General features: G+C 57.7%; 20 protein-coding genes. 18 read left to right on the top strand and 2 right to left on the bottom strand.

Features of this window, described 5'->3' with window-relative positions; all coding sequences use genetic code 11:
* The first annotated feature begins 33 nt into the window (after positions 1 to 33).
* The 5 genes from AVCG78_RS14605 (at position 34) to lpdA (ending at position 7,034) form a co-directional block, all read left to right on the top strand.
* Positions 34 to 3,030: a 2-oxoglutarate dehydrogenase E1 component gene (locus tag AVCG78_RS14605; protein WP_071202971.1), complete on the top strand. Its 2,997-nt coding sequence runs from the start codon at positions 34 to 36 to the stop codon at positions 3,028 to 3,030.
* A gap of 57 nt (positions 3,031 to 3,087) precedes the next feature.
* Positions 3,088 to 4,317, top strand: coding sequence for a 2-oxoglutarate dehydrogenase complex dihydrolipoyllysine-residue succinyltransferase (gene odhB, locus AVCG78_RS14600; RefSeq protein WP_087729387.1), 1,230 nt, complete (start codon positions 3,088 to 3,090; stop codon positions 4,315 to 4,317).
* 112 nt (positions 4,318 to 4,429) lie between these two features.
* Positions 4,430 to 4,843 (top strand): MAPEG family protein, encoded by a 414-nt coding sequence (locus AVCG78_RS14595; RefSeq protein ID WP_071202967.1) that lies wholly within the window; start codon positions 4,430 to 4,432, stop codon positions 4,841 to 4,843.
* A gap of 33 nt (positions 4,844 to 4,876) precedes the next feature.
* Complete coding sequence (locus AVCG78_RS14590; RefSeq protein WP_071202965.1) at positions 4,877 to 5,518, top strand: LysE family translocator; 642 nt, start codon at positions 4,877 to 4,879, stop codon at positions 5,516 to 5,518.
* A 109-nt stretch (positions 5,519 to 5,627) separates the two neighbouring features.
* On the top strand, positions 5,628 to 7,034 hold the full coding sequence (gene lpdA, locus AVCG78_RS14585) for a dihydrolipoyl dehydrogenase (protein WP_071202963.1): 1,407 nt from the start codon (positions 5,628 to 5,630) through the stop codon (positions 7,032 to 7,034).
* Positions 7,035 to 7,187: 153 nt separating this feature from the next.
* Here the strand turns inward: lpdA and AVCG78_RS14580 are convergent, their stop codons facing one another.
* Together AVCG78_RS14580 and AVCG78_RS14575 are read right to left on the bottom strand one after the other, a co-directional pair.
* The gene (locus tag AVCG78_RS14580; RefSeq protein WP_071205397.1) at positions 7,188 to 8,270 is read right to left on the bottom strand and encodes a TraB/GumN family protein; all 1,083 of its coding nucleotides are present in this window, start codon (positions 8,268 to 8,270) and stop codon (positions 7,188 to 7,190) included.
* Positions 8,271 to 8,382: 112 nt separating this feature from the next.
* Positions 8,383 to 9,318, bottom strand: coding sequence for a tyrosine recombinase XerC (locus AVCG78_RS14575; protein WP_071205398.1), 936 nt, complete (start codon positions 9,316 to 9,318; stop codon positions 8,383 to 8,385).
* Positions 9,319 to 9,662: 344 nt separating this feature from the next.
* On the opposite strand from AVCG78_RS14575, the gene AVCG78_RS14570 reads away from it, so the two are divergent.
* From AVCG78_RS14570 to AVCG78_RS14510, 13 genes are all read left to right on the top strand, one after another.
* Positions 9,663 to 11,999, top strand: a complete 2,337-nt coding sequence (locus AVCG78_RS14570; protein ID WP_156612369.1) for a methyl-accepting chemotaxis protein — start codon at positions 9,663 to 9,665, stop codon at positions 11,997 to 11,999.
* A gap of 99 nt (positions 12,000 to 12,098) precedes the next feature.
* Positions 12,099 to 14,318 carry a primosomal protein N' gene (locus AVCG78_RS14565; RefSeq protein ID WP_071202959.1) on the top strand — a complete coding sequence of 740 codons (2,220 nt, stop codon included), beginning with the start codon at positions 12,099 to 12,101 and terminating at the stop codon, positions 14,316 to 14,318.
* A gap of 192 nt (positions 14,319 to 14,510) precedes the next feature.
* Positions 14,511 to 14,906 carry an AGROH133_08824 family phage infection protein gene (locus AVCG78_RS14560; RefSeq protein WP_070164324.1) on the top strand — a complete coding sequence of 132 codons (396 nt, stop codon included), beginning with the start codon at positions 14,511 to 14,513 and terminating at the stop codon, positions 14,904 to 14,906.
* Between the two features lie 251 nt (positions 14,907 to 15,157).
* Entirely contained in the window at positions 15,158 to 15,739 is a 582-nt protein-coding gene (locus tag AVCG78_RS14555; protein WP_081355237.1) for a F0F1 ATP synthase subunit delta, read from the top strand.
* The gene (gene atpA / locus AVCG78_RS14550; RefSeq protein WP_015917383.1) at positions 15,739 to 17,265 is read left to right on the top strand and encodes a F0F1 ATP synthase subunit alpha; all 1,527 of its coding nucleotides are present in this window, start codon (positions 15,739 to 15,741) and stop codon (positions 17,263 to 17,265) included. The genes AVCG78_RS14555 and atpA overlap by 1 nt, the downstream gene beginning before the upstream one ends.
* Before the next feature lie 30 nt (positions 17,266 to 17,295).
* Positions 17,296 to 18,177 (top strand): F0F1 ATP synthase subunit gamma, encoded by an 882-nt coding sequence (locus tag AVCG78_RS14545; protein WP_015917382.1) that lies wholly within the window; start codon positions 17,296 to 17,298, stop codon positions 18,175 to 18,177.
* A 24-nt stretch (positions 18,178 to 18,201) separates the two neighbouring features.
* On the top strand, positions 18,202 to 19,659 hold the full coding sequence (gene atpD / locus AVCG78_RS14540) for a F0F1 ATP synthase subunit beta (RefSeq protein WP_015917381.1): 1,458 nt from the start codon (positions 18,202 to 18,204) through the stop codon (positions 19,657 to 19,659).
* 68 nt (positions 19,660 to 19,727) lie between these two features.
* Positions 19,728 to 20,135, top strand: a complete 408-nt coding sequence (locus AVCG78_RS14535) for a F0F1 ATP synthase subunit epsilon (protein WP_015917380.1) — start codon at positions 19,728 to 19,730, stop codon at positions 20,133 to 20,135.
* Positions 20,136 to 20,955: 820 nt separating this feature from the next.
* Entirely contained in the window at positions 20,956 to 21,888 is a 933-nt protein-coding gene (locus tag AVCG78_RS14530; RefSeq protein ID WP_071202954.1) for an L-lactate dehydrogenase, read from the top strand.
* Between the two features lie 133 nt (positions 21,889 to 22,021).
* Complete coding sequence (locus tag AVCG78_RS14525; protein WP_139191336.1) at positions 22,022 to 22,333, top strand: ArsR/SmtB family transcription factor; 312 nt, start codon at positions 22,022 to 22,024, stop codon at positions 22,331 to 22,333.
* 77 nt (positions 22,334 to 22,410) lie between these two features.
* Positions 22,411 to 23,346 carry a LysR family transcriptional regulator gene (locus AVCG78_RS14520; RefSeq protein WP_071202950.1) on the top strand — a complete coding sequence of 312 codons (936 nt, stop codon included), beginning with the start codon at positions 22,411 to 22,413 and terminating at the stop codon, positions 23,344 to 23,346.
* A 92-nt stretch (positions 23,347 to 23,438) separates the two neighbouring features.
* Positions 23,439 to 23,918: a formate dehydrogenase subunit gamma gene (locus AVCG78_RS14515; protein ID WP_071203277.1), complete on the top strand. Its 480-nt coding sequence runs from the start codon at positions 23,439 to 23,441 to the stop codon at positions 23,916 to 23,918.
* An 8-nt stretch (positions 23,919 to 23,926) separates the two neighbouring features.
* Positions 23,927 to 25,483: a formate dehydrogenase beta subunit gene (locus tag AVCG78_RS14510; protein WP_071203276.1), complete on the top strand. Its 1,557-nt coding sequence runs from the start codon at positions 23,927 to 23,929 to the stop codon at positions 25,481 to 25,483.
* Positions 25,484 to 25,488: the final 5 nt, after the last annotated feature.

The following is a 25,488-nucleotide window of genomic DNA, read 5'->3' as shown; positions in this document are numbered from 1 at the left end:
GTCGGGAGGCGGGCACGAGGCCCGCAAAAAACCATGGCAAGGCAAGAAGCCAACGAGCAGTTTCAGATCACCTCGTTCCTGGACGGATCGAATGCGATCTATATCGAGCAGCTTTATGCGCGTTACGAAGACGATCCGAATTCGGTATCGCCTGAGTGGCAATCCTTCTTCAAGGCGCTGGGCGATAATCCAAGCGACGTGAAAAAGGCGGCCAAGGGAGCCTCCTGGCAGCGGAGCAATTGGCCGCTGACGCCTCGTACCGATCTGGTATCGGCGCTGGATGGCAATTGGGGTCTGGTCGAGAAGGCCATTGAAACCAAGGTCAAGGGCAAGGCAGAAGCCGCAGCCGCAACGTCAGGCAAGCCGGTTTCTGAAACCGACGTATTGCAGGCGACCCGTGATAGCGTGCGCGCCATCATGATGATCCGCGCTTATCGCATGCGCGGTCATTTGCACGCCAAGCTCGACCCGCTGGGCATCGCTACCGCGGTTGAAGATTACAACGAGCTGTCACCATTGTCTTACGGCTTTACCGAAGGCGATTTTGATCGCAAAATCTTCATCGATAACGTTCTGGGGCTGGAATATGCCACCGTGCGTGAGATGATCGAAATTCTTGAGCGCACCTATTGCTCGACGCTCGGTTTCGAATTCATGCACATCTCTAATCCGGAAGAAAAATCCTGGATTCAGGAGCGCATCGAAGGCCCCGATAAAGGCGTGGATTTCACTGTCGAGGGCAAGAAAGCCATTCTGCAAAAGCTGGTTGAGGCTGAAGGCTTCGAGCAGTTCATCGATGTGAAGTACAAGGGCACCAAGCGTTTTGGTCTGGATGGCGGCGAATCGCTGATCCCGGCGCTGGAGCAGATTATCAAGCGCGGTGGTCAGGAAGGTCTCGAAGAGGTCGTGCTCGGCATGGCGCATCGTGGCCGTCTGAACGTGCTGACCAATGTGATGCACAAGCCGCATCGCGCCGTGTTCCACGAGTTCAAGGGCGGTTCGTTCAAGCCTGATGAAGTTGAAGGCTCCGGCGACGTGAAGTACCATCTGGGTGCCTCGTCTGACCGCGAATTCGATGGCAACAAGGTTCACTTGTCGCTGACGGCCAACCCGTCACATCTGGAAATCGTTAACCCCGTGGTGATGGGCAAGGCCCGCGCCAAGCAGGACCAACTGGCCAAAGTCTGGGAAGGCGACGTGATTCCGCTGAAGGAGCGCGCCAAGGTTCTGCCGCTGCTGCTGCATGGTGACGCTGCCTTTGCGGGTCAGGGCGTTGTGGCTGAAATTCTCGGCCTGTCTGGTCTGCGCGGTCACCGCGTGGCTGGCACGATGCATGTGATCATCAACAACCAGATCGGCTTTACTACCAATCCTGGCTTCTCGCGCTCCTCGCCATATCCATCGGATGTGGCCAAGATGATCGAAGCGCCGATCTTCCATGTGAATGGGGATGATCCGGAAGCTGTGGTTTATGCCGCCAAGGTGGCCACCGAATTCCGCATGAAGTTCCACAAGCCTGTGGTTGTAGACATGTTCTGCTACCGTCGCTTTGGCCATAATGAAGGGGATGAGCCTTCGTTCACTCAGCCAAAGATGTACAAGGAAATCCGCGCCCATAAGACGGTTGTTCAGGTCTATGGTGATCGTCTGATTGCTGAAGGCGTGATTACCGAAGGCGATCTTGAAAAGATGAAGGCCGATTGGCGCGCCAATCTTGAGCAGGAATTCGAGGCCGGCCAGTCCTACAAGCCCAACAAGGCTGACTGGCTGGATGGCGTCTGGTCCGGTCTTCGCGCCGCCGACAATGCCGATGAGCAGCGTCGCGGCAAGACAGCCATGCCGATGAAGTCCCTGAAGGAGATCGGTCGCAAGCTGTCGACCATCCCTGATGGGTTCAAGGCGCATCGCACCATCCAGCGCTTCATGGAAAACCGCGCGCAGATGATCGAGACCGGCGAGGGCATCGATTGGGCGATGGCCGAGGCACTGGCTTTTGGTTCGCTGGTTGTCGAAGGTCACAAGATCCGCCTGTCTGGCCAGGATTGCGAGCGCGGCACATTCAGCCAGCGTCATTCGGTACTCTACGATCAGGAAAGCGAAGATCGCTATATTCCGCTGGCCAACCTGGCGCCTAACCAGGCCCGCTACGAAGTCATCAATTCGATGCTGTCGGAAGAGGCTGTGCTTGGCTTTGAATACGGCTATTCGCTGGCCCGCCCGAATGCGCTGACCCTGTGGGAAGCCCAGTTCGGTGACTTCGCCAACGGTGCCCAGGTGGTGTTTGACCAGTTCATCTCGTCGGGTGAACGCAAGTGGTTGCGCATGTCCGGTCTCGTCTGCCTTCTGCCGCATGGCTATGAAGGTCAGGGACCGGAACACTCTTCGGCTCGTCTGGAGCGCTGGCTGCAAATGTGCGCCGAAGACAATATGCAAGTGGCCAATGTCACGACGCCGAGCAATTATTACCATATCCTGCGCCGTCAGGTGAAACGCGACTTCCGTAAGCCGCTGATCCTGATGACGCCGAAGTCGCTGCTGCGCCACAAGCGGGCCCAGTCTACCCTGGCGGAAATGGCAGGTGAAAGCTCGTTCCATCGCCTGCTGTGGGATGATGCCGAGATCATCAAGGACGGTCCGATCAAGCTCCAGAAGGATGCCAAGATCCGCCGCGTGGTGATGTGCAGTGGCAAAGTTTATTATGACCTGCTGGAAGAGCGCGAAAAGCGTGGCATCGATGATGTCTACCTGCTGCGTATCGAACAGCTCTATCCGTTCCCGGCCAAGGCGCTGATCAATGAGCTCAGCCGCTTCCGCAATGCGGAAATGGTCTGGTGCCAGGAAGAGCCGAAGAACATGGGGGCATGGTCCTTCATCGATCCTTACCTGGAATGGGTGCTGGCGCATATCGACGCCAAGTATCAGCGCGTGCGCTATACCGGTCGTCCGGCTGCTGCCTCTCCGGCAACAGGCCTGATGTCCAAGCATCTCGCCCAGCTGCAAGCCTTCCTGGAGGACGCACTCGGCGGCTAATGCTGCCGGGTCCACCCTTTCGCTCGAAATCCATATCGATCAACGGAATTTATCATCATGGCCACTGAAATCCGCGTCCCCACTCTGGGTGAATCCGTCAGCGAAGCCACCGTCGGCACCTGGTTCAAGAAAGTCGGCGATGTCGTCAAGGCGGACGAGCCGCTCGTGGAACTGGAAACCGACAAGGTTACGGTTGAAGTCCCTTGTCCTGCTTCGGGCGTTCTGACCGAAATCGTCGCCCAGAACGGTGAAACGGTTGGTCTCGGCGCTCTGCTCGGCCAGATCGCCGAAGGCGCATCGGCTGGTGCGGCTGCACCTGCTCCTGCTGCTGCCCCGGCGCCTGCTGCTACACCTGCCCAGGCGGCCCCTGCCGCCCCGGCTGCGGGTTCTGCCATGCCGGCAGCGCCTGCTGCGGCCAAGATGCTGGCTGAAAATAATCTCTCCGCCGATCAGGTGGATGGCTCCGGCAAGCGTGGCCAGGTGCTGAAGGGCGACGTGATCGCCGCCGTCGCCAAGGGTGCGTCGGCGCCTGCCGCTGCTCCGGCCCCGGTTGCTGCACCGCGTCCGGTCTCGTCTGCCGACGATGCATCCCGCGAAGAGCGCGTCAAGATGACCCGCCTGCGCCAGACCATCGCCAAGCGCTTGAAGGATGCGCAGAACACGGCTGCCATGCTGACCACCTATAACGAGGTGGACATGTCGGCGGTGATGAGCCTGCGCAACAAATACAAGGACATTTTCGAAAAGAAGCATGGCGTCAAGCTGGGCTTCATGGGCTTCTTCACCAAGGCTGTTACCCACGCCCTGAAGGAACTTCCTGCCGTCAACGCTGAGATCGACGGCACCGATATCATCTACAAGAACTACTGCCATGTCGGCATGGCCGTCGGAACCGACAAGGGCCTGGTCGTTCCTGTGATCCGCGATGCCGACCAGATGTCGATTTCGGAAGTCGAAAAGGATCTCGGTCGTCTTGCCAAGGCTGCCCGCGATGGTTCGCTCTCGATGGCTGACATGCAAGGCGGCACGTTCACCATTACCAATGGCGGCGTCTACGGTTCGCTGATGTCCTCGCCGATCCTCAATGCGCCGCAATCCGGTATCCTGGGCATGCACAAGATCCAGGATCGTCCGGTTGTTGTTGGTGGTCAGATCGTCATCCGCCCGATGATGTATCTGGCACTGTCCTATGACCACCGGATTGTTGACGGCAAGGAAGCCGTGACCTTCCTCGTGCGCGTCAAGGAAAGCCTGGAAGATCCCGAACGTTTGGTTCTCGATCTCTAATACACCGAATGAGATCGTCTTCCGCTGCCAATAGGTGGCGGAAGATGTCAGATACAAAATGCGATGCGGCATTCCATCGGGAATGGTGTGAACCAAAAAGTGGAGCATGAACATGCAACCGACTTTTCTTGCCGCTTCGCCTTTTTTGCCGCTGATTGGTATCAGTGTGCTTCTGTTGATCGTCCACATCATGCTGCAAGGCATGACGGCGACAAAAGAACTCGGAACGAACTGGAATGCCGGGCCGAGGGATAATGACAGGAAACCGACCGGTCAGCTCGCGGGCCGTGCGGCGCGGGCCTCCACGAATTTCAGGGAGACCTATCCCGGGTTCATTGCCCTTGCATTCGGCCTCATTCTGGCTGGTGATCCACATGGGTTCGGCCTGATCGGTGCGTGGGTCTGGCTGGTGTGCAGGATTATCTACATTCCGCTTTATCTGGCGGGAATTCCCTATATCCGGTCGCTGGTATGGGTGGGCTCGATGGCAGGTCTGGTGGCGATGCTGTTGGTCCTGTTGTTTTAAGCGGCTGCTTATGGCGCGGAGTGAGGAAAGTCGATGCATCCCTATCTGTTTGAACTCGCATCCCTGATGGCTATTTTCGCCTTCGCTATCGTCTCTCCCGGTGCTGATCTGGCTATGGTCATGCGCCAATCCCTTGTACATGGACGGCGTGAGGCGATCATCACCAGTTTCGGTGTTGGTTCGTCGCTGATGTTTCATGTGACCTACACCATTCTCGGCCTTGGCCTGATCATTTCCCAGTCGATCTACCTGTTCAATATCGTCAAATGGTGTGGTGTCGCCTATCTGCTTTACATTGGTGTGAAGTCATTGCGGGCGGGTAAATCCGATATGACGGCGCAGCCGACTGTGGAGGCGGGCGATCGAAAACGCCAGTCGATCTCCAAGTCCTTCTTTCTGGGTTTTGCAGCCAATGCCCTCAATCCAAAACCGGTGTTTTTCTTCCTGTCGATCTTCTCCACGGTTGTCAGCATTCACACGCCGATCGCGGTTAAGTTCGGCTATGGCCTAGTGATGGCGACCTGCCTGATCACCTGGTTTGTCGGCGTCAGTATTTTCATGACGACGCCGAAAATGCGTGCGGCCTTTTCACGCGCCAGCCAATGGATCGACCGCATCAGCGGTGCGGTCTTCATTGTGCTTGGTTTGAAGCTTGCGACGGAAAAGGCCAGTTAATGTGAGCGCTTTGCGCTTGTCTCATGCGGGCCTTGGCCCTGTCTGTTCGTGATTTTGCCGGTACCCACAATGATGGGCGGCATAACGTTTGATGTGAAGGAATGATTGAATGGCATATGATCTTGTTGTCATCGGTAGCGGCCCCGGCGGTTATGTCTGCGCGATCAAGGCTGCCCAGCTTGGAATGAAGGTGGCTGTTGTCGAGAAGCGTGCCACCTATGGCGGCACCTGCCTCAATATCGGCTGCATTCCATCGAAAGCCCTGCTGCATGCGTCCGAAATGTTCCACCATGCCGCCCATGGCATGGCTGAGCTCGGTGTGGATGTCAGCGCGCCGGTGCTGAACCTGCCGAAGATGATGGCGCACAAGGATGCGACCGTGAAATCCAATGTCGAAGGCGTGTCCTTCCTGTTCAAGAAGAACAAGATCGACGGTGTCATCGGCACCGGCAAGATCGTGGCTGCCGGCAAGGTCTCCGTCACCAATGATAAGGGTGAAGAACAGATTCTGGACACCAAGAACATCGTCATCGCCACCGGCTCGGATGTGGCTGGCATTCCCGGCGTTGCCGTTGATATCGACGAAAAGATCATTGTCTCTTCCACCGGCGGCATTGCACTCGACAAGGTGCCGGGCAAGATGATCGTGGTTGGCGGCGGCGTGATTGGCCTTGAGCTTGGCTCGGTCTGGGCGCGTCTGGGTGCCAAGGTCACGGTGGTCGAATATCTCGACACTATTCTCGGCGGCATGGACGGCGAAGTCTCCAAGCAGTTCCAGCGCATGCTGGTCAAGCAGGGCATGGAATTCAACCTCGGCGCTAAGGTAACCGCTGTTGAAAAGACCGGTACCGGTGCCAAGGTGACGTTCGAACCTGCCAAGGGCGGCGAAGCCACCGTGCTGGACGCCGATGTCGTGCTGATCGCCACGGGCCGCAAGCCTTACACCACAGGCCTTGGGCTGGAAGACGTTGGTGTTGCCCTCGACAACCGTGGCCGCGTCGAAATCGACAATCACTTCAAGACGAATGTCGCTGGCATTTACGCCATTGGTGACGTGGTCAAGGGTCCAATGCTGGCGCATAAGGCTGAAGATGAAGGTGTCGCACTTGCGGAAATCCTCTCCGGCCAGCATGGCCACGTGAATTACGATGTCATTCCGGGCGTGGTTTACACCCAGCCGGAAGTTGCCTCTGTCGGCAAGACGGAAGAAGAGCTGAAGGCCGCAGGCGTCGCCTACAAGGTCGGCAAGTTCCCATTCACCGCCAATGGCCGCGCTCGCGCCATGCTGGCGACGGACGGTTTCGTCAAGGTTCTCGCTGATAAGGAGACCGACCGTGTCCTCGGCGTTCACATTATCGGCCTTGGGGCTGGTGAAATGATTCATGAAGCGGCTGTGCTGATGGAATTCGGCGGCTCTTCGGAAGATCTTGGCCGCACCTGCCATGCGCATCCCACCATGTCGGAAGCCGTGAAGGAAGCAGCATTGGCCACCTTCGCCAAGCCGATTCACATGTGATCTGCGCTCTTTTTTAGGGCATCGGATCGAAAGTTAAGAACCGGTTCTCGCATAAATCCGATGCTCTAAAAGAAGTGAGAACTCGCAGTTATCATCGTTTTGCAATCTTGAGGCCGTGGCTTGATGTTCAAGCCACGGCTTTTCTCATTTCTTTTATTGCAGGGCTGTCAGGGTGAAGCCCTGAGCGCGCAGCAATTCGACCAGACCTTTTTCGCCCGGCAGATGTAAGGCGCCGACAGCCATGAAGACCTTGCCTTGACTGATAAGCGGACCAGCGCGCTGTGCCATGACTTTGTTGCGGTCGATCACGATCCCCTGATCGAAATCAGCTTGGCCACCTGCCTTATCTGTTTCACCATTCGGGGACACTATTTTCAGCATAGGCATGATTTCCCCGACCTCGCCCTTCAAATAAAGGGAGATCATGGTTTCATTGACGTCATTGATCTTGTCACCAAGCTCGACGGCCTCGATCAGCGATTGTAAGTGAAAAGCCATCGGCAGGTCGTTCATCGCAGCCAATTGTTCAGCATAGGTTTCCAATCCGACCACCCGCTTGCCAGCCTTGGCGGCATTTTCGGCAATCTGCTTGTCGAGGAAGGACTGTCCTTCGGCTTTGCGGGCCTTTTCGCAGGCCGGAAGTGCGACGAAAGCCGCGAGAATCCAGGGCTTCATCCTGTTGACGGCGGTGAGCGACAGACCTCGTTCTTTCAGTCCGGCTTCGAGCGTTGCCGTCTGCTCAGGTGTCAGGCGGCTGGTAATCGTCGTGCCATCGGTAAACATCGACAATTCCGGCTTTGCCAGAAGCGCGAGGGCGGCTTTCTTGTCGTCGAGGACCTCATCGGATTCAACGATAATGGTATCGGCTGCCGCTGCGGCGTCCGGTGCGCCTTTCGGCATTGTCAGCACGCGCGGGTCGGTAACATGCATGGTGCCAAGCAGGAAGGACGGGGCAATGCCTGGCTTTTCGATCTTCCAGAAAATCGCATGGCCATTCGGGACCTTGGCCGCTTCGGCCTCCAGCGCTTGATAGGCTTTCGGGTCCTTTTGCTGCAAATCCGGCAGGAGATCGCGTCCGGTGCAGGAAAGGTCCTCGGCCCTGGCAAAGCTCGATGACACGATAGCCGCAATCAGCAACGTCAGGAACAGCAGTGGCAAGGCCATGATGATGGCCAAGGCACGGTCAGTCCAGCGTGGGTCAGCCCAGCGGGAAACGCTTGTGTTTATCGCTGACATATTCTTGGCTTTAAACATCCTGCCTGCTTTCTAAGGTCCATCTGGGCGTGTCTGTCTGGCACCGCCGGTTCCCTTTTACCGAACCCTATTTTCCAAAATTAAACATTTGGTATCACGCGCGGGGATGCGCCCGGTCATACACATCCAACAGCCGTGCCGAATCCACGCCGGTATAGATCTGGGTGGTGGAAAGGCTGGCATGGCCAAGCAATTCCTGAATGGTGCGCAGGTCGCCGCCACCGCTCAGCAGATGCGTGGCAAAGGAATGGCGCAATGCATGTGGCGTTGCGGTATCCGGCAGGCCGAGTGCCGAGCGCAAGCGCTGCATTTCCCGCTGGATGATGCCTTGCTGCAATTTCCCGCCGCGCGCGCCGCGAAACAGCGGCTCTCCGGCTGGGAGGTGATAGGGGCAGAGGCTTTGATAGGATTCAACCGCTTGCCGCACAATGGGCAAGAGCGGCACGAGCCGGGTCTTGTTGCCCTTGCCGGTCACCCGCAGGGTTGTCGTCGTGGCGACGATATCGGCGGGTGTCAGGTCCAGCGCCTCGGAAATGCGCAGGCCGCAGCCATAGAGCAAAGCAAAAACCGCGGCGTCCCGCGCCGCGATCCAAGGCTCCTCGTTCAATTGTGTTTCCGCGGCCACCACCGTCAAAGCCTGGGCGGCACTGAGCGGCTTCGGCAGCGATTTCGGCTGCTTGGGTGAGCGGATGGCACCGGCACCGGCGGCATTGACTAGGCCTTTGCGCTCCAGATAGCGCAAGAGCGACCGGACACCGGCAAGATGACGACCGAGCGAGCGAGCGCCAGCACCTTCCTTGCGGCGTGACGACAAAAATGCGCGCAGGTCGGAAGGCCGTAACGCCTTGATGTCATCGATTGACGGAGGACCGCCGAAATAACCGGTCAGAAATCCCAGAAACTGACGGGTATCGCGTTCATAGGCGGTCAACGTGTGATCGGCGAGCCGCCTTTGTCCAGACAGGCTCGCAAGCCAGTTCTGGCGTTCCGCCATCAGGTCGGGGGCGGCAATCAACAGCAGTTCTGTCACGGCAGGGCCTTCGTGATTGATAGTCTCATACAATGTGTCTGTCTTGGTCTTAAACAGCCCAGGAATCACACACCAAAGCCATCCTGCCGGAGAGCCATTAGGGAAAGATTAACCGACGCGCCCAGGTCACTGGACTGATGCGACACATGCCAAGGCGTGCATTGAAAATATTAAATATACTCTTAGTTTATGTTGGTTTAACAATCGTCAAAATCGGCTCTATACTTTGGTTTTATACCCTCGATATTGAGGGGATATTTTGAATATATTAATAGTCGAAATATCTAAATATCAGCCAATCTGAAGATCTTGCGGGAAGATCTCGGCTGGCGAAAGAAACCAACATGCAGTTTAAGTCCATACAAATGAAAATTGCCGTGCTTGCAGGTCTTTGCGTCCTGTCTGCCACGGCTGGCCTGGTCGGCTATGGCATTGTCTCCGCCGGGCAGACAAGAGATTTTGTCGGCGATAACGTCACCAAGCTCACCGAAGCCAAAACCCGGGAAGCCCTGTCCACGCTCGCCTCCACCCAGTCGGGCATCATCCGGTCATCGCTGGATGGCGCTTTCGATGCCGCACGGAACCTGGCACGTAGTTTTGAGGTTGCTGCGGGCGACAAGGTCAATGGTACGGCGGTGGAACTGAGGCGCGGGCAGCTTAACGCCATGTTGCTGAACCTGCTCAAGGATAACCCACGTTTCAACGGCACCTATAGCGCCTGGGAACCGAACGCACTTGATGGCAATGACGGCCAGTTCCGCGACCGCCGCGATCTGGGGTCCGATGCGACGGGGCGCTTCCTGCCCTATTGGACCCGGGATGCGGTGGGCAAGATCGCCATTCAACCGCTTGTCGAATATGACAGTGCGGAATTGCATCCGAACGGAGTGATGAAGGGCGGCTGGTATATCGGTCCGCAGCAGGGCGGGGGCGAGAGCATTCTCGATCCATTGCCTTATATCGTTCAGGGCAAGAACGTGTTTCTTGCCACTATGTCTGTGCCAATCATGATTGATGGCAAGTTTCGCGGTGTCGCCGGGGCCGATTTCGATCTCGGCTTCGTGCAGAAGCTGGCAGAGGATGTGCGCGCTTCAATCTATGGCGGCAAGGCAGGCGTTAAGATCGTGAGTTACAAGGGGTTGGTGGTCGCCGATAGCGAGCATCCCGACACAATCGGGCAGCGTTTTGACAAGACGACACCGGCGCTCTCCGGCCTTCTACCGATGATCCAGGGTGGCAAGGCCGACGTTCTTGCCGATGCCGATCAGTTTCAGGCATTTTCCCCAATCGCCATTGGGCGTACCAAGACACCATGGTCGGTGATCGTGTCCGTGCCCAGGCCGGTGGCGATGGCCGAGGCAATCAGCCTGGACCAGGCGCTGAACCAGCGTGGCGGCAGCGATATCATCTTCCAGGCTATCGTCGCCCTGATCATTGCGGCCGGCGGTATCGGCGCCATGTGGTTCGTGGCGCTCAGCATTGCCAAGCCCATCCGGGCCATGACGGCCAGCATGGGCCAACTTGCCGGTGGCGAGACGGATATCACCATTCCTGGCGCGGGCAGGGCCGATGAAATCGGTGCTATGGCCGATGCGGTCGGCGTGTTCCGTGACAATGCAGTCGCTAACCGCCAACTGGAGCAGGATGCGACCGCCAGCCGCCTGACGACGGAAACCGAACGTCGCCGCACCGCAGAAGTCGACAGGTTGCGGGCCGAAGCGATGGCCCAGGCCACGTCCGGCCTCGCCGATGGCCTCAAGCATCTTGCCAATGCCGATCTGACGTTCCGGCTGGACCAGCCCTTCGCGCCGGAATTCGAAAGCCTGCGGGCCGATTTCAACGCGGCCATCACCCAGTTGCGCGAGGCAATGATCGCCGTGACCCAGGCCTCGCAATCGATTGACAACGGTTCACTGGAAATCAGCGGCAGTTCCGATGAACTGTCCAAGCGCACGGAACAGCAGGCTGCATCGCTGGAAGAGACGGCCGCAGCCCTGGACCAGATCACCGCCAATGTCGGCAATTCTTCCAAGCGTGCCGAAGAAGCAAGAACAGTCGCCGTCGAGGCCAATAGCAGTGCGACCAGCTCGGGCCGTGTTGTGGCGGATGCGGTCAATGCCATGCAGCGCATCGAACAATCGTCCAACCAGATCGCCAATATTATCGGGGTGATCGATGAGATTGCTTTCCAGACCAATCTTCTGGCGCTGAACGCTGGCGTGGAAGCGGCGCGCGCGGGCGAGGCTGGCAAGGGTTTTGCCGTTGTCGCTCAGGAAGTCCGTGAGCTTGCCCAGCGCTCTGCCCAGGCGGCCCGCGAAATCAAGGAACTGATCCGCAATTCGACGGTCGAAGTGGACAGAGGCGTGGAACTGGTGCGCAATACCGGCGAATCACTAAAGACCATTGTGGATTATATCGTGACGATCAACCGGCATATGGATGCCATTGCTCTCTCCGCGCGCGAACAGTCTGTCGGGCTGTCCGAAGTCAACACCGCCGTCAACCAGATGGACCAGGTCACCCAGAAAAATGCCGCCATGGTCGAGGAAACCAATGCAGCGAGTGCGGCGCTGGCCTCCGAGGCAACGGTTCTGCTTGATCTGGTTCGGCGGTTTAATCTTCATCCCTCCCATGGAGCCACCGGTTCCCAGCAGCCGACCGGCTTGCGGCGGGTGGGGTGAGCACCCTACTGCCCGCATCCATCCCAGTGTCGGGTGCGGGCGATCACGGCGTAAATTTCCGGTTCCATTTTGTTCTGTTCGGGGGCATGGTCCGGCGCAATGAGCACCGAATCGTCAGATCTGTTTGGTCCGCGCGCCAAGGCCGGTCCTGCCCGCCGCGCCGTCCCCGTCCTGGTGCCCTTGCCGGCACCGGGGCCTTACAGTTACGCCGTTCCCGATGAGATGATGCTGACGCCGGGCGCCATCGTGCAAGTGCCGCTTGGGCCGCGCAAAGTGGTCGGCGTTGTCTGGGATGGCGACGATGATGGGGCCAAGGTCGATCCCGCCAAACTGCGCAGCATCGAAAAGCTGTTCGATTGCCCTCCGCTGGACGTGGGCATGCGCCGGTTCATCGACTGGGTGGCGGCCTATACTCTTTCTCCGCCCGGATTGGTGGCTCGCATGGCCTTGCGTGCGCCTGCCGCTTTCGATCCGGACCCGATGATCGAAGGCTTGCGCTACAGCGGTCATGCCCCGGAAAAACTGACCCCGGCCCGCAGGAAAGTGCTGGAATTGGCCGAGGACGGGCTTTCCTGGACCAAGAGCGGGCTTGCGCATGCGGCAGGGGTCTCGACCTCGGTTGTTGACGGCATGGCAAAGCTCGGCCTGTTCGAAACCGTATTTCTACCGCCTCCACCCTTGGTGGCGCTGCCGGACCCGGATTACGCCGCCCATCGTCTCTCCGGTCCGCAGCTGGGCGCAGCTGAGGTGCTGGTGGAGAGTGTTCGCGATGGCGGGTTTTCGGTGGCGCTGATCGATGGCGTCACAGGGTCCGGCAAGACGGAAGTCTATTTCGAGGCGATTGCCGAAACCCTGCGCCAGGGCCGCCAGGTGCTGATCCTTCTACCGGAAATCGCTCTGACCACCGCTTTTCTGGAGCGGTTTCAGGACCGTTTTGGTGCCAAGCCCGGCGAATGGCATTCCGACCTTGCCACCCGGACGCGGGAAAAAGTCTGGCGCCAAACGGCGACAGGCGACATCCGGGTGGTTGCCGGTGCGCGCTCGGCGCTTTTTCTGCCCTTTGCCGATCTGGGGCTGATCATTGTCGATGAAGAGCATGATCCGGCCTTCAAGCAGGAAGACAGGGTGTTCTACAATGCCAGGGACATGGCGGTGGTGCGGGCGCGGATTGCCAGCATTCCTGCCGTGCTGGTCTCGGCCACGCCGTCCGTTGAAAGTCAGGTCAACAGTTATAGCGGTCGCTACAAGCGCATTCACCTGCCGACCCGTTTTGCCGATGCGGCGATGCCGGATCTGCATCTTGTCGATATGCGCCGCCATCCGCCGGAACGGGGCGGGTTTCTTTCACCTCTCATGCTGCGGGCCATCGGCAAGACGGTGGAAAAGCAGCAACAGGCGTTATTGTTTCTCAATCGGCGGGGCTATGCGCCGCTGACGCTGTGCCGGGTCTGTGGCCATCGTTTCCAATGCCCGCAATGTTCCAGTTGGCTGGTGGAACACCGGTTTCGCGGCCAGATTCAATGCCATCAATGCGGTTATGCCGAGCCGACGCCCAATGCCTGCCCCGAATGCGGGACGCTGGACCATCTCGTTGCCTGCGGGCCGGGCGTGGAGCGGATTGCCGAGGAGGTGGAGCGGCACTTCCCAGACGCTCGCACGCTGGTCTTGTCGTCGGATCTCGGCGGCGTCAAACGGCTCAGGCTGGAACTGGAAGCCATTGCCAAGGGCGAGGCGGATATCGTCATCGGCACGCAATTGGTGGCCAAGGGGCATAATTTCCCGCTGATGACGCTTGTCGGCATTGTCGATGCCGATATCGGTCTTGCCAATGGTGATCCACGCGCCGCTGAGCGAACCTTCCAATTGCTCAGTCAGGTGACGGGTCGGGCGGGGCGTACCGGTTTGAAGAGTCATGGCCTTTTGCAGACCTATCAGCCGCAGCATCCGGTGATGCAAGCCATTGTTTCCGGCGATGCCGATGCCTTTTACGAGCGGGAAATTACCGAGCGGGAGCGGGCGGTGCTGCCGCCTTACGGGCGGCTTGTCTCGATCATCGTGTCGGCGGACAACAGGGCGGATGCCGAAACCCATGCCCGGCAATTGCGCCAGGCCGCCCCTGCTGTCGGCGGCATCGCCATTCTGGGGCCTGCCGAGGCACCGCTGGCGCTGATCCGTGGCCGCCATCGTTTCCGATTGCTCATTCATGGCCGCAAAGCCAGCGACATGCAGGCTTTTGTCGCTGCGATGCTGAGCAATGGCCCGAAAGAGCGTCGCTCCATCCAGGTGCAAGTGGATGTCGATCCGCAGAGCTTTCTTTGATGCCGGGGAATACGACGAGTGATTTCCAATAATCCCTCGTATAAAGGGCATTCAGCGCTTGAGGTGACGACAGCCAGATATTGCGCCTGGATTTGCCTGTGGCATAAGAGCGCAAATACGATTCATCCTCCTGCTTTGCGCCGCATCAAGGCCTGAGACAGGGACGATCACAGAGGACCACCAGAGGCTGCCATGGAATTCTATTTTCCGACCGAAACCGGCGAGCAACTGGCCTTTGCCAGCGCCGCGCTCTTTGCCCTTCTGGGCCTGTTCATTATGTTTGCCCCGGGCATCACCCTTCGGGGGCTCGGCTTGAGCGGGTGGGAGGGCCGCCGGGAAGGGTTGGCCGCGCTACGTCTGGGTGGCGGCATGATGACCGGCCTTGGCGCAAGCGCCGTGATGCTGGCCCAGCCAATGCTCTATCTGGCCTATGGGATCACTCTGGGGGTCGGGCTGTTTGGTTTGATTTTGTCGATCCTGTCGGACCATGGGGGAGCTCGCGGAGCGACCTGGCGCAATTTTCTACTTATAATTGCCGTTACTGTTTTAGGCATTTTGCCTTTCATCTACGTCTTTGGCCTAGTGTGACGCGATTTCGCGCAATCCGCCTCATTAATTTGACGGTGAAGATCACAAAATCGTCAAAAGCGGGTTGCCCTCCTCGTTTATTCCGTTAATACCCGTGTTGCGAGTCCGGGGATCGTATGCTAGACGGACCGCAAATTTGGACGATACAAGCTGCACTGCTTGTGAAGTCCGGGGGAAAACTTAAACGATATCAAACTGGTGTTGCGCCAGCCGGCGCATGCGACAGTTTTGAGTAACATTCAGGGAATTTTGTGCCCGTGGCAGACACATCCCAGCCTATGTCCGGTCAGCCGGTTTCCGCAGTTGCAGAGCGCTATGCGTCGTCGCTTTTCGAGCTGGCGCGCGAGGCGGGTTCTGTGGATGCGGTGGCTGGCGATCTCAATCGTTTCCAGGCGATGATCGACGAGAGCGTTGATCTGCAGCGGCTGGTGACCAGCCCGGCCTTCACCAGCGAGCAGCAGGCTGCTGCCATCGCAGCGTTGTGTGATAAGGCTGAAATTGGCGGCCTCGTCGGCAATTTCCTGAAGCTCGTTACAGCCAATCGTCGCCTGTTTGCCGTTCCCGGCATGATCGCAGCCTTCCGCATGATCGCGGCGCGCCACCGTGGCGAACTGGCTGCTGATGTGACCTCTGCTCATGCGCTGACCCCGGCGCAGGAAACCGAACTGAAGGAGGCGCTGAAGAGCGCGACCGGAAAGACCGTTACGATGTTCGTGACTGTCGACCCGTCTCTCCTGGGTGGTCTGATCGTCAAGATCGGCTCCCGTCAGATAGACACGTCTCTTCGCACCAAACTTTCCACCCTTAAGCTTGCACTGAAAGAGGTTGGCTGATGGATATCCGCGCCGCGGAAATTTCCGCAATTCTGAAAAATCAAATCAAGAACTTTGGCCAGGACGCTGAAGTTTCCGAAGTCGGCCAGGTTCTGTCCGTCGGTGACGGTATTGCCCGCGTCTACGGTCTGGACAATGTTCAGGCCGGTGAAATGGTCGAGTTTCCCGGTGGTATCCGGGGTATGGCGCTGAACCTCGAATCCGACAATGTCGGCGTGGTTATCTTCGGCTCCGACCGCGATATCAAGGAAGGCGACACCGTTAAGCGGACCGGCGCCATCGTTGAAGTTCCTGTTGGTCCTGAGCTGCTGGGTCGAGTTGTTGACGCTCTCGGCAATCCGATTGACGGCAAAGGTCCCATCAACTCGGCAATCCGTTCGCGCGTTGACGTCAAGGCTCCTGGCATTATTCCGCGCAAGGGCGTTCATGAGCCGATGTCGACAGGCATCAAGGCCATCGATGCTCTGATTCCGGTTGGCCGCGGCCAGCGCGAGTTGGTCATTGGCGACCGTCAGACCGGCAAGACCGCCATCATTCTCGACACCTTCCTCAATCAGAAGCCTGCACATGATGCCGGTGGCGATGACAAGATGTTCTGCGTTTACGTGGCTATCGGCCAGAAGCGCTCCACCGTCGCCCAGTTCGTTAAAGTTCTGGAAGAGCGTGGCGCTCTGAAATACTCCATCATCATCGCGGCAACCGCTTCTGATCCTGCTCCTATGCAGTATCTGGCTCCGTTCGCTGGCTGCACGATGGGCGAATATTTCCGCGATAAGGGCCAGCACGCCCTGATCGCTTACGACGACTTGTCCAAGCAGGCTGTTGCTTACCGTCAGATGTCGCTGTTGCTGCGTCGTCCTCCGGGCCGCGAAGCTTATCCTGGTGACGTTTTCTATCTGCATTCGCGTCTGCTTGAGCGTGCTGCCAAGCTCTCCGACGAGCGTGGCGCTGGTTCGCTCACCGCTCTGCCGGTGATTGAAACCCAGGGCAACGACGTGTCGGCCTTCATTCCGACCAACGTGATCTCGATCACTGACGGCCAGATCTTCCTTGAAACCGACCTGTTCTATCAAGGCATTCGTCCGGCTGTGAACGTTGGTTTGTCGGTTTCGCGTGTTGGTTCTGCCGCTCAGATCAAGGCCATGAAGCAGGTTGCTGGCTCGATCAAGGGTGAGCTTGCCCAGTATCGTGAAATGGCCGCCTTCGCCCAGTTCGGTTCCGACCTTGATGCTGCCACGCAGCGCTTGCTGAACCGTGGTGCGCGCCTTACCGAACTTCTGAAGCAGCCGCAGTTCTCCCCGTTGAAGGTGGAAGAGCAGGTTGTTGTGATTTTCGCGGGTGTCAACGGATATCTCGATAAGCTTGCCGTCAGTGATGTCGGTCGATTTGAGCATGGCGTGCTTTCCTATCTCCGGACAGAAGGCAAGGACATCCTCGATGCAATCCGCACGGAGAAGGCTATCAGCGATGACGTCAAGGGCAAGCTCAAGGCTGCTCTCGATACGTTCGCAAAGTCTTTCGCCTAAATCGGACTCGAGCCAAGGACGGATTAACGGATGCCTTCACTAAAGGATCTGAAAAACCGGATCGCCTCCGTCAAGGCGACGCAGAAAATTACCAAAGCGATGAAAATGGTCGCTGCGGCTAAGTTGCGTCGTGCGCAGGAGGCGGCCGAGGCCGCCCGGCCGTATTCGCAGCGCATGGGCGCTGTTCTCGCCAATATCGCTCAGGCGGTTGGCAGCGATGACGGCGTGTCCACGTTGATGACAGGCACCGGCAAGGACGACGTGCATCTGCTCGTCGTCTGCACGGCCGAGCGTGGTCTTTGCGGCGGTTTCAATTCACAGATCTCGCGCTTTGCGCGTGATCATGTGCGCAGCTTGCTGGCAGCGGGCAAGACCGTGAAGATCTATTGCGTCGGCAAGAAGGGCTATGACAGTCTACGTCGGGAATTCGGTGCATTGATCGTCGAGCGGACAGAGTTTCGCGAGGTCAAGCGCGTTGCGTTTGAAAATGCGGATACGGTTGCCCGCAAGGTGATCTCCATGTTCGACAAGGGCGAATTCGACGTCTGCACCTTGTTCTATTCGGAGTTCAAGTCGGTTATAAGCCAGATCCCGACAGCCCGTCAGTTGATTCCAGCGGCTGTTGGCGATGCTCCGGCAGCTTCCAGCAGCGCTGCCGCGATCTATGATTACGAACCGGATGCGGCTTCGATCTTGTCCGACCTGATCCCGCGCAACATTGCGGTGCAGATTTTCCGTGCGCTTCTTGAAAATGCCGCCGGTGAAATGGGCGCTAAAATGAGCGCTATGGACAATGCCACGCGCAACGCCGGTGAGATGATCAACAAGTTGACGCTGAGTTACAATCGCCAGCGGCAGGCCAAGATCACCACCGAACTCATCGAAATCATTGCAGGCGCCGAAGCGCTCTGAGCTTGAACAAAAGAGGGTATGAATATGGCTAGGGCAGCGACCCAGACATCTCCCGCAGCGGGCAAGGTGACCCAGGTCATCGGCGCCGTCGTCGATGTGAAATTCGACGGCGTCTTGCCGCCGATCCTGAATGCGTTGGAAACAGAAAACGGCGGCCATCGTCTGATTCTGGAAGTGGCGCAGCATCTCGGTGAAAATGTAGTGCGGACCATTGCCATGGACTCGACCGAAGGTCTGGTACGTGGTCAACCGGTTTCCGATACCGGCGCTCCGATCTCCGTGCCTGTCGGTGACGAAACGCTCGGACGTATTCTGAACGTCATCGGGGAACCGGTCGACGAACTTGGGCCGGTGACGACGACTGCTCGTCGCGCGATTCACCAGCCTGCTCCTGAGTATGTTGAGCAATCGACTGAATCTCAGATTTTGGTGACCGGCATCAAGGTTGTTGACCTTCTCGCTCCTTACGCCAAGGGCGGTAAGATCGGCCTGTTCGGCGGCGCGGGCGTTGGCAAGACCGTTTTGATCATGGAATTGATCAACAACGTTGCTAAGGCACACGGCGGCTACTCGGTGTTTGCTGGCGTGGGTGAACGTACCCGCGAAGGCAATGACCTGTACCATGAAATGATCGAATCCAAGGTGAACGTCGACCCGCATGAAAACGGTGGCTCTGCTGCTGGTTCCAAGTGCGCCCTCGTTTACGGCCAGATGAACGAGCCTCCAGGTGCGCGTGCGCGCGTAGCCTTGACCGGTCTGACCATCGCTGAAGACTTCCGCGACAAGGGCCAGGACGTTCTGTTCTTCGTGGACAACATCTTCCGCTTCACGCAGGCTGGGTCTGAAGTGTCGGCTCTTCTGGGTCGTATTCCTTCGGCGGTTGGTTATCAGCCAACACTGGCAACCGACATGGGTGCTCTTCAGGAACGCATCACCACCACGAACAAGGGCTCGATTACCTCTGTTCAGGCCATTTACGTTCCCGCCGACGACTTGACCGACCCGGCTCCGGCAACGTCGTTTGCCCACTTGGATGCAACGACGGTTCTGAACCGCTCGATCGCTGAAAAGGGTATTTACCCGGCTGTTGACCCGCTCGACTCCACCTCGCGCATGCTCGACCCGATGGTTGTCGGTGAAGAACATTACGAAGTGGCCCGTAAGGTTCAGTCGACCCTGCAGCGCTACAAGTCGCTCCAGGACATCATCGCCATCCTTGGGATGGACGAACTGTCCGAAGACGACAAGATTGCGGTTGCCCGCGCCCGTAAGATCGAGCGCTTCCTGTCGCAGCCGTTCCACGTTGCCGAAATCTTCACCGGTTCGCCAGGCAAACTGGTGTCGCTGGAAGACACGATCAAGGGCTTCAAGGGACTGGTCAATGGCGACTACGACCATATGCCGGAAGCCGCCTTCTACATGGTCGGCTCAATGGACGAAGCCATCGAAAAGGCAAAGAAGTTGGCAGCTGTTGCTGCCTGATCCATGGATCGAAGAACGCACGGTTTATGACCGTGCGTTCAGTTTCCAGCGTTAGAAAGTAAAAAGCCATGGCTGACAATTTCAATTTCGAATTCGTTTCCCCCGAGCGGTTGCTGATCTCGGAAAAGGTAAGCGAGGTTGTCATTCCGGCGACCGAAGGTGAGATGACCGTCATGGCCCACCATGCGCCGACGATGACGGTGATCAAGCCAGGTGTCGTAACGGTGAAGTTTGCTTCCGGAAAAACCGGCAAATATGTCATTTTTGGTGGCTTTGCTGATATCACACCGGAAAGACTGACTCTGCTGGCGGAAAGTGCCGTACCGGTCGATGAATTGAGCCGCGATACGCTGATGAAGCGGATCGAATTGGCCAAAGCTGAGCTGGACGATACGGAAAATCACGAACACCGGACCAAGCTGGAGCAGTTCTTGAACGCAATGACGCATCTTAACGGCGTCCTGGTTCCAGCCTGATTGACGGCTTCTTCATTTTCGGTTTTCAAGGCGGCCCTCGTGGCCGCTTTTTTTGTGATAACTTCTAAAGCGTGCTCGATTTCATCAAACACCCTTAAAATACTGTAATCTTTTAAGTTTACTGCATAATTTTTTCGTTCAAGCCGGTTGAATTTGGGAAAATATGCGGAAGCAGCCGATGATTTTGAAAATGCTTTCGGTCGTACGGTTTCAATGTGTACTCTTCCCGTATTCAGATTAAAATAAAACACATCGAAAGCTTCACTTTGCGCCATACAGTGTTGGGCAAGGCGAGCCTGTGTTTTGGGTACTGGTGTTTGAGCGTTGTTTTCCAGCTTCTCTTTAGCGCTCGCTGCACAGCGTAATTGCTAGTTCTTAATGGTGCCAATGCTCTCGAAAGCAGGCCGACGACCTTCCTATCCCAAATGATTGCGCTACCATTATTTTTTATGTCCGAAGGGGTCATTCTATCACAAAAATGGCCGGATGCCGCGGTTGACACTCGCCTCACGTAACGTCACTGTCCGCGCTTACTCAGAAGTAATACTCTTCTCAATTGATTTAGACGTGAAGTAAAGCGGTGCAGGTGACGATCGCAGCAGACCTTCATAAGCATGGTGGTATGGGGAAAACATAACGACGTCTGGCATCGCATATCGTACATTTTTGGCCGTTTTGAAATTATGTTATAGTCCATAACAGTGTCTTTGGACCCTCTGGGATTGAAGAAATTTCGAAGCAGATCGCCATGCGGAGATGCACGATGTGGCGTGAATACGGGGTCAGTAACGCGGGTAGTTTCGCGGTCAGGAGTGGGGACATGAAGGTCGGCATAGTGGGAGCGGGCATGGTGGGCAGTGCATCGGCCTATGCATTAACAATGCTTGGCATCGCCTCGGAAATCGTGCTGGTTGATTATAATACGGATCTGGCCCAAGCCCAGGCCGAGGACATATCCCACGCCGTGCCATTCGTTTCTGCAACCCTGGTGCGGGCCGGAAAATATGATGATTTCGTTGGAACGGGCGTGGTTATCATCTCGGCGGGTGTCAGCCAGAAACCGGGTGAAACTCGGCTCGAATTGCTTGGCCGCAATGCGGAAGTATTCCGCCAGGTCGTCGACCAGGTTCTCGCAGCAGCACCGAATGCAATTTTGCTGATCGCTTCCAATCCTGTCGATATCATGACCGATATCGCGACCCGGTTGTCGGGCCTTGCGCCACAAAGAGTGATCGGCTCCGGCACCATACTCGATACCGCACGGTTTCGCAGCCTGCTCGGGCGATATCTGGAGATTTCGCCGCAATCCGTCCATGCCTATGTTCTGGGCGAGCATGGCGATAGCGAAGTGTTGGCCTGGTCGAATGCAATGGTTGGCGCCGTGCCATTGATGTCTTTTGCCAAGCAGGCGGGCAAGCCGGTGACAGACACGGTTCGCAGCGAGATCGACGCCGGTGTGCGCCATGCCGCCGACAAGATTATCAAGGGAAAAGGTGCCACCTATTACGGCATCGGTGCCGGTCTGGCACGGATCGTCAAAGCGATTGCCAGCGATCAGCGTGATGTGCTTTCCGTTTCCAGCGTCACAGCGGAGCTGGCAGGGGTCACGAATGTTGCTGCGTCCGTGCCACGGGTGATTGGCTCGAGCGGAATTCTGATGGATCTTGTGCCTGATCTTGATGAAACAGAGCGGATTGCCTTGGCAAAGAGCGCAAGGATGCTGAAGGATCTCGCGCTGTCTGTGCCATGTTGAGCAGTTTTTGTCCGTCGCTGATCCGCTTCCCTTCATCCGGTGTTCAGCAGTCCGTAGACATTGTCATTCGATGGAACCTATGATCGCTTCTTCAACAGACGCCGAAACGCCGGCGAGCCAATTGGCCAACTTCATGCAGAAAGCAGCAGGCGCCGCTGCTCTTCTGAAGGCCCTGTCCCATGAAAACCGGCTGTTGATTCTGTGTATTCTCAGCGAAGGGGAAAAGACGGTTGGCGAGCTGGAAGTGCTTCTGCAGTTGCAGCAGGCCATTGTTTCACAGCAACTGGCACGGTTGCGGATGGACAATCTGGTGGAAAGCCGCCGGTCCGGGCGCCAGATTTATTATTCGATCACCAATCCGGCGGTGAAGGAACTGGTATCGGTGCTGTACCAGATGTATTGTTCACCGGCGGGCGAGGATACGACATTCGACCTGCGTGATTGATGCGCATGGGACTGCCGACAAAGGACGTGCTTCGGCCTTTCCGATGATTCAAGGCTCGGGCGACAGGCGGTGCAGCGATGATCGACAAGCTGGAATTTTTCATCGCTCTTGCCCGCGCCCAGCATTTCGGTCGTGCTGCGGAAGAATGCGGCATTTCCCAGCCCACGCTGTCAGCGGCGATCCGCCAGCTTGAAGATCAACTGGGTGTCATCCTGGTGCAACGCGGGTCCCGGTTTCAAGGCCTGACGCCCGAGGGACAAAGGGTGCTGGAATGGGCGCGACGGATTGTCGGCGATGCGCGCACCATGCGCGAGGAAATGCGGGCGGCGCGCAACGGTCTGGCTGGACATATTCGCCTGGCGGTGATCCCGACGGCGCTGGCGATGGTGCAGAGGCTGACGGAACCATTTCAGGCGCATCATCCGGCTGTGACGTTCCAGGTGGTGTCGCGCAATTCTCTCCAGGTCCTTAGCCTTTTGGAAAATCTCGAGATCGACGCGGGTATTACCTATCTCGACAATGAACCGCTTGGCCGGGTGACGTCTGTCCCGCTCTATGCCGAGCGTTATCACTTGATTGCGGCGACCGGCACGCCGCTGGCCGACCGGGAAAGTGTGACCTGGCGAGAGGTTTCTGATCTTCGGCTTTGCCTATTGACGGCCGATATGCAGAACCGGCGCATCATTAATCAGCATTTCACCGAGGCGGGAGTGGTGCCTCGACCGACACTGGAATCCAACTCGATGATCGTGTTGTTTTCTCATATCCGGACCGGGCAATGGTCGTCGATCATGCCGCGTAACGTTGCGGAATCCTTCGGTTTTCCAGAGGAAATTCGCATGGTGCCGATTGTCGAGCCGCAGGCCCAGCATCTTGTCGGGCTGGTAGCAACCCATCGTGAACCCTATACGCCGCTGGTTTCGGCGTTATTGCATGAGGCTCGCCGCCTCGCAGCCGCACAAGTCTTTGATAGGTTTTTTCTATCGCGTAACGATACAGCGGTATTGACCTGAGTGACGGGCTGGATTCATTCTCGCAAAACGGGTGAGTGTACCGTCTTGCCGCGCGATGCATGCCGTCGTTGCTGGCCGTTGAGGAGGAAGCGATGAATATGCATGTGGCGGCGGAAGCCGATATGGCCAGGGTGGAGGCGATCATCGATGGCCTCAAGCATCTCGAAGGCCCCCTTTTACCGATCCTGCATGAAATTCAACGCGAATTCGGGTGTGTACCTGATGCCGCCAAACCTGTGATTGCCCGTGCCTTGAACCTGTCGCGGGCTGAAGTCCATGGGGTTGTCAGTTTCTACCATGATTTTCGTGATCATCCCTCTGGTCGCCATGTCCTGAAACTCTGTCGGGCCGAGGCTTGCCAATCCCTGGGTGGCGAGCCTCTTGGCGAAACGATCAAGGCCCGGCTCGGCATCGACTGGCATGAAACCACCGCTGATGGCGCGGTGACGCTGGAGCCGGTCTTCTGTCTTGGTCTCTGTGCTTGCGCGCCCGCCGCCATGCTGGACGGGGAATTGCATGGCCGTTTGGATGAGAACTGTCTTGACGAACTGCTGATGGAGGCCCGTCGATGAACGGGCCGATGAGCATTACCGTTTTCGTTCCCCGGGATGCCGCTGCTCTGGCGGTCGGGGCTGATAAGGTTGCCGCCACTATCAAGCGGGAGGCTGCGGCACGCCATGTCGATGTGACGATCATTCGCAATGGGTCGCGGGGCATGCTTTGGCTGGAAACCCTGGTCGAAGTGCGCACGGACCGCGGTCGGATCGCCTATGGTCCGGTCAAGCCTTCCGATGTCGCGGGCCTGTTCGATGCCGGGTTTTTGACCGGGGCTGCCCATCCGCTCTGTCACGGCCTGACCAGCGATATTCCTTTCCTGAAGAACCAGACGCGGCTGACCTTTTCCCGCTGCGGCATTACCGATCCGCTGTCGCTGGAAGATTATCGGCATTACAAGGGCCTGACCGGCCTCTCAAAGGCGATTTCCATGCCGCCCGCCGACATTGTCGCCCAGGTGACCGAAAGCGGCCTTCGCGGTCGCGGCGGGGCGGGCTTTCCTACCGGCATCAAATGGAAAACCGTGGCGGACGCCAAAGCGGACCAGAAATACATCGTTTGCAATGCCGATGAGGGCGATAGCGGCACCTTTGCCGACCGGATGATTATGGAGGGCGATCCCTTCGTGCTGATCGAAGGCATGGTGATTGCCGGGATCGCTGTCGGTGCCACCAAGGGCTATGTCTATACCCGCTCGGAATATCCGCATGCCATCGTCGTGATGCGTGAAGCCATCGAGATCGCCCGCAAGCAGGGTATTCTCGGAGCTTCCGTGTTAGGCTCTGCTTACGCTTTCGATATGGAGGTCCGGGAAGGGGCCGGCGCCTATGTCTGTGGTGAGGAAACCTCGCTGCTCAACAGCCTGGAAGGCAAGCGCGGTGTGGTGCGGGCCAAGCCGCCGCTTCCGGCGCTGGAGGGGCTGTTCGGTAAGCCAACCGTTGTCAACAACGTCATGTCGCTGGCCTCCGTTCCTGTCATCATGGACCGCGGCGCGCAGTTCTACCGCGACTACGGCGTTGGCCGGTCGCATGGCACCATCCCGATCCAGATTGCTGGCAATGTCAAACACGGTGGCCTTTACGAGACGGCCTTCGGTCTAACGTTGGGCGAGATCATCAACGATATCGGTGGCGGCACCCTCACGGACCGTCCGGTGAAGGCGGTGCAGGTGGGCGGGCCGCTGGGTGCCTATTTCCCGCCCTCGCTGTTCGGTACGGTGTTCGACTATGAAGCCTTTACTGCGGCCGGCGGCTTGATCGGTCATGCCGGGATCGTTGTCTTCGATGACAGCGCCGATATGCTGAAACAGGCGCGGTTTGCCATGGAATTCTGCGCGGTCGAAAGCTGCGGCAAGTGTACGCCCTGTCGGATTGGCTCGACACGCGGCGTCGAAACCGTGGACCGGATTGCAAAGGGCATTGAGCCCGAAAAGAACAAGGTGCTGCTGGAAGATCTCTGCAACACCATGAAATTTGGATCGCTTTGCGCGCTTGGCGGCTTTACGCCCTATCCTGTCATGAGTGCGATGACCCATTTCCCGCAGGATTTTGCGCCTGCCCCCCTGGTTGAAGCGGCGGAGTAAAGACC

This window comes from Gillisella vitis (assembly GCF_021559775.1).
GTDB classification, from domain to species: domain Bacteria; phylum Pseudomonadota; class Alphaproteobacteria; order Rhizobiales; family Rhizobiaceae; genus Allorhizobium; species Allorhizobium ampelinum.
This window is presented reverse-complemented; position numbering and strand designations above follow the sequence as displayed.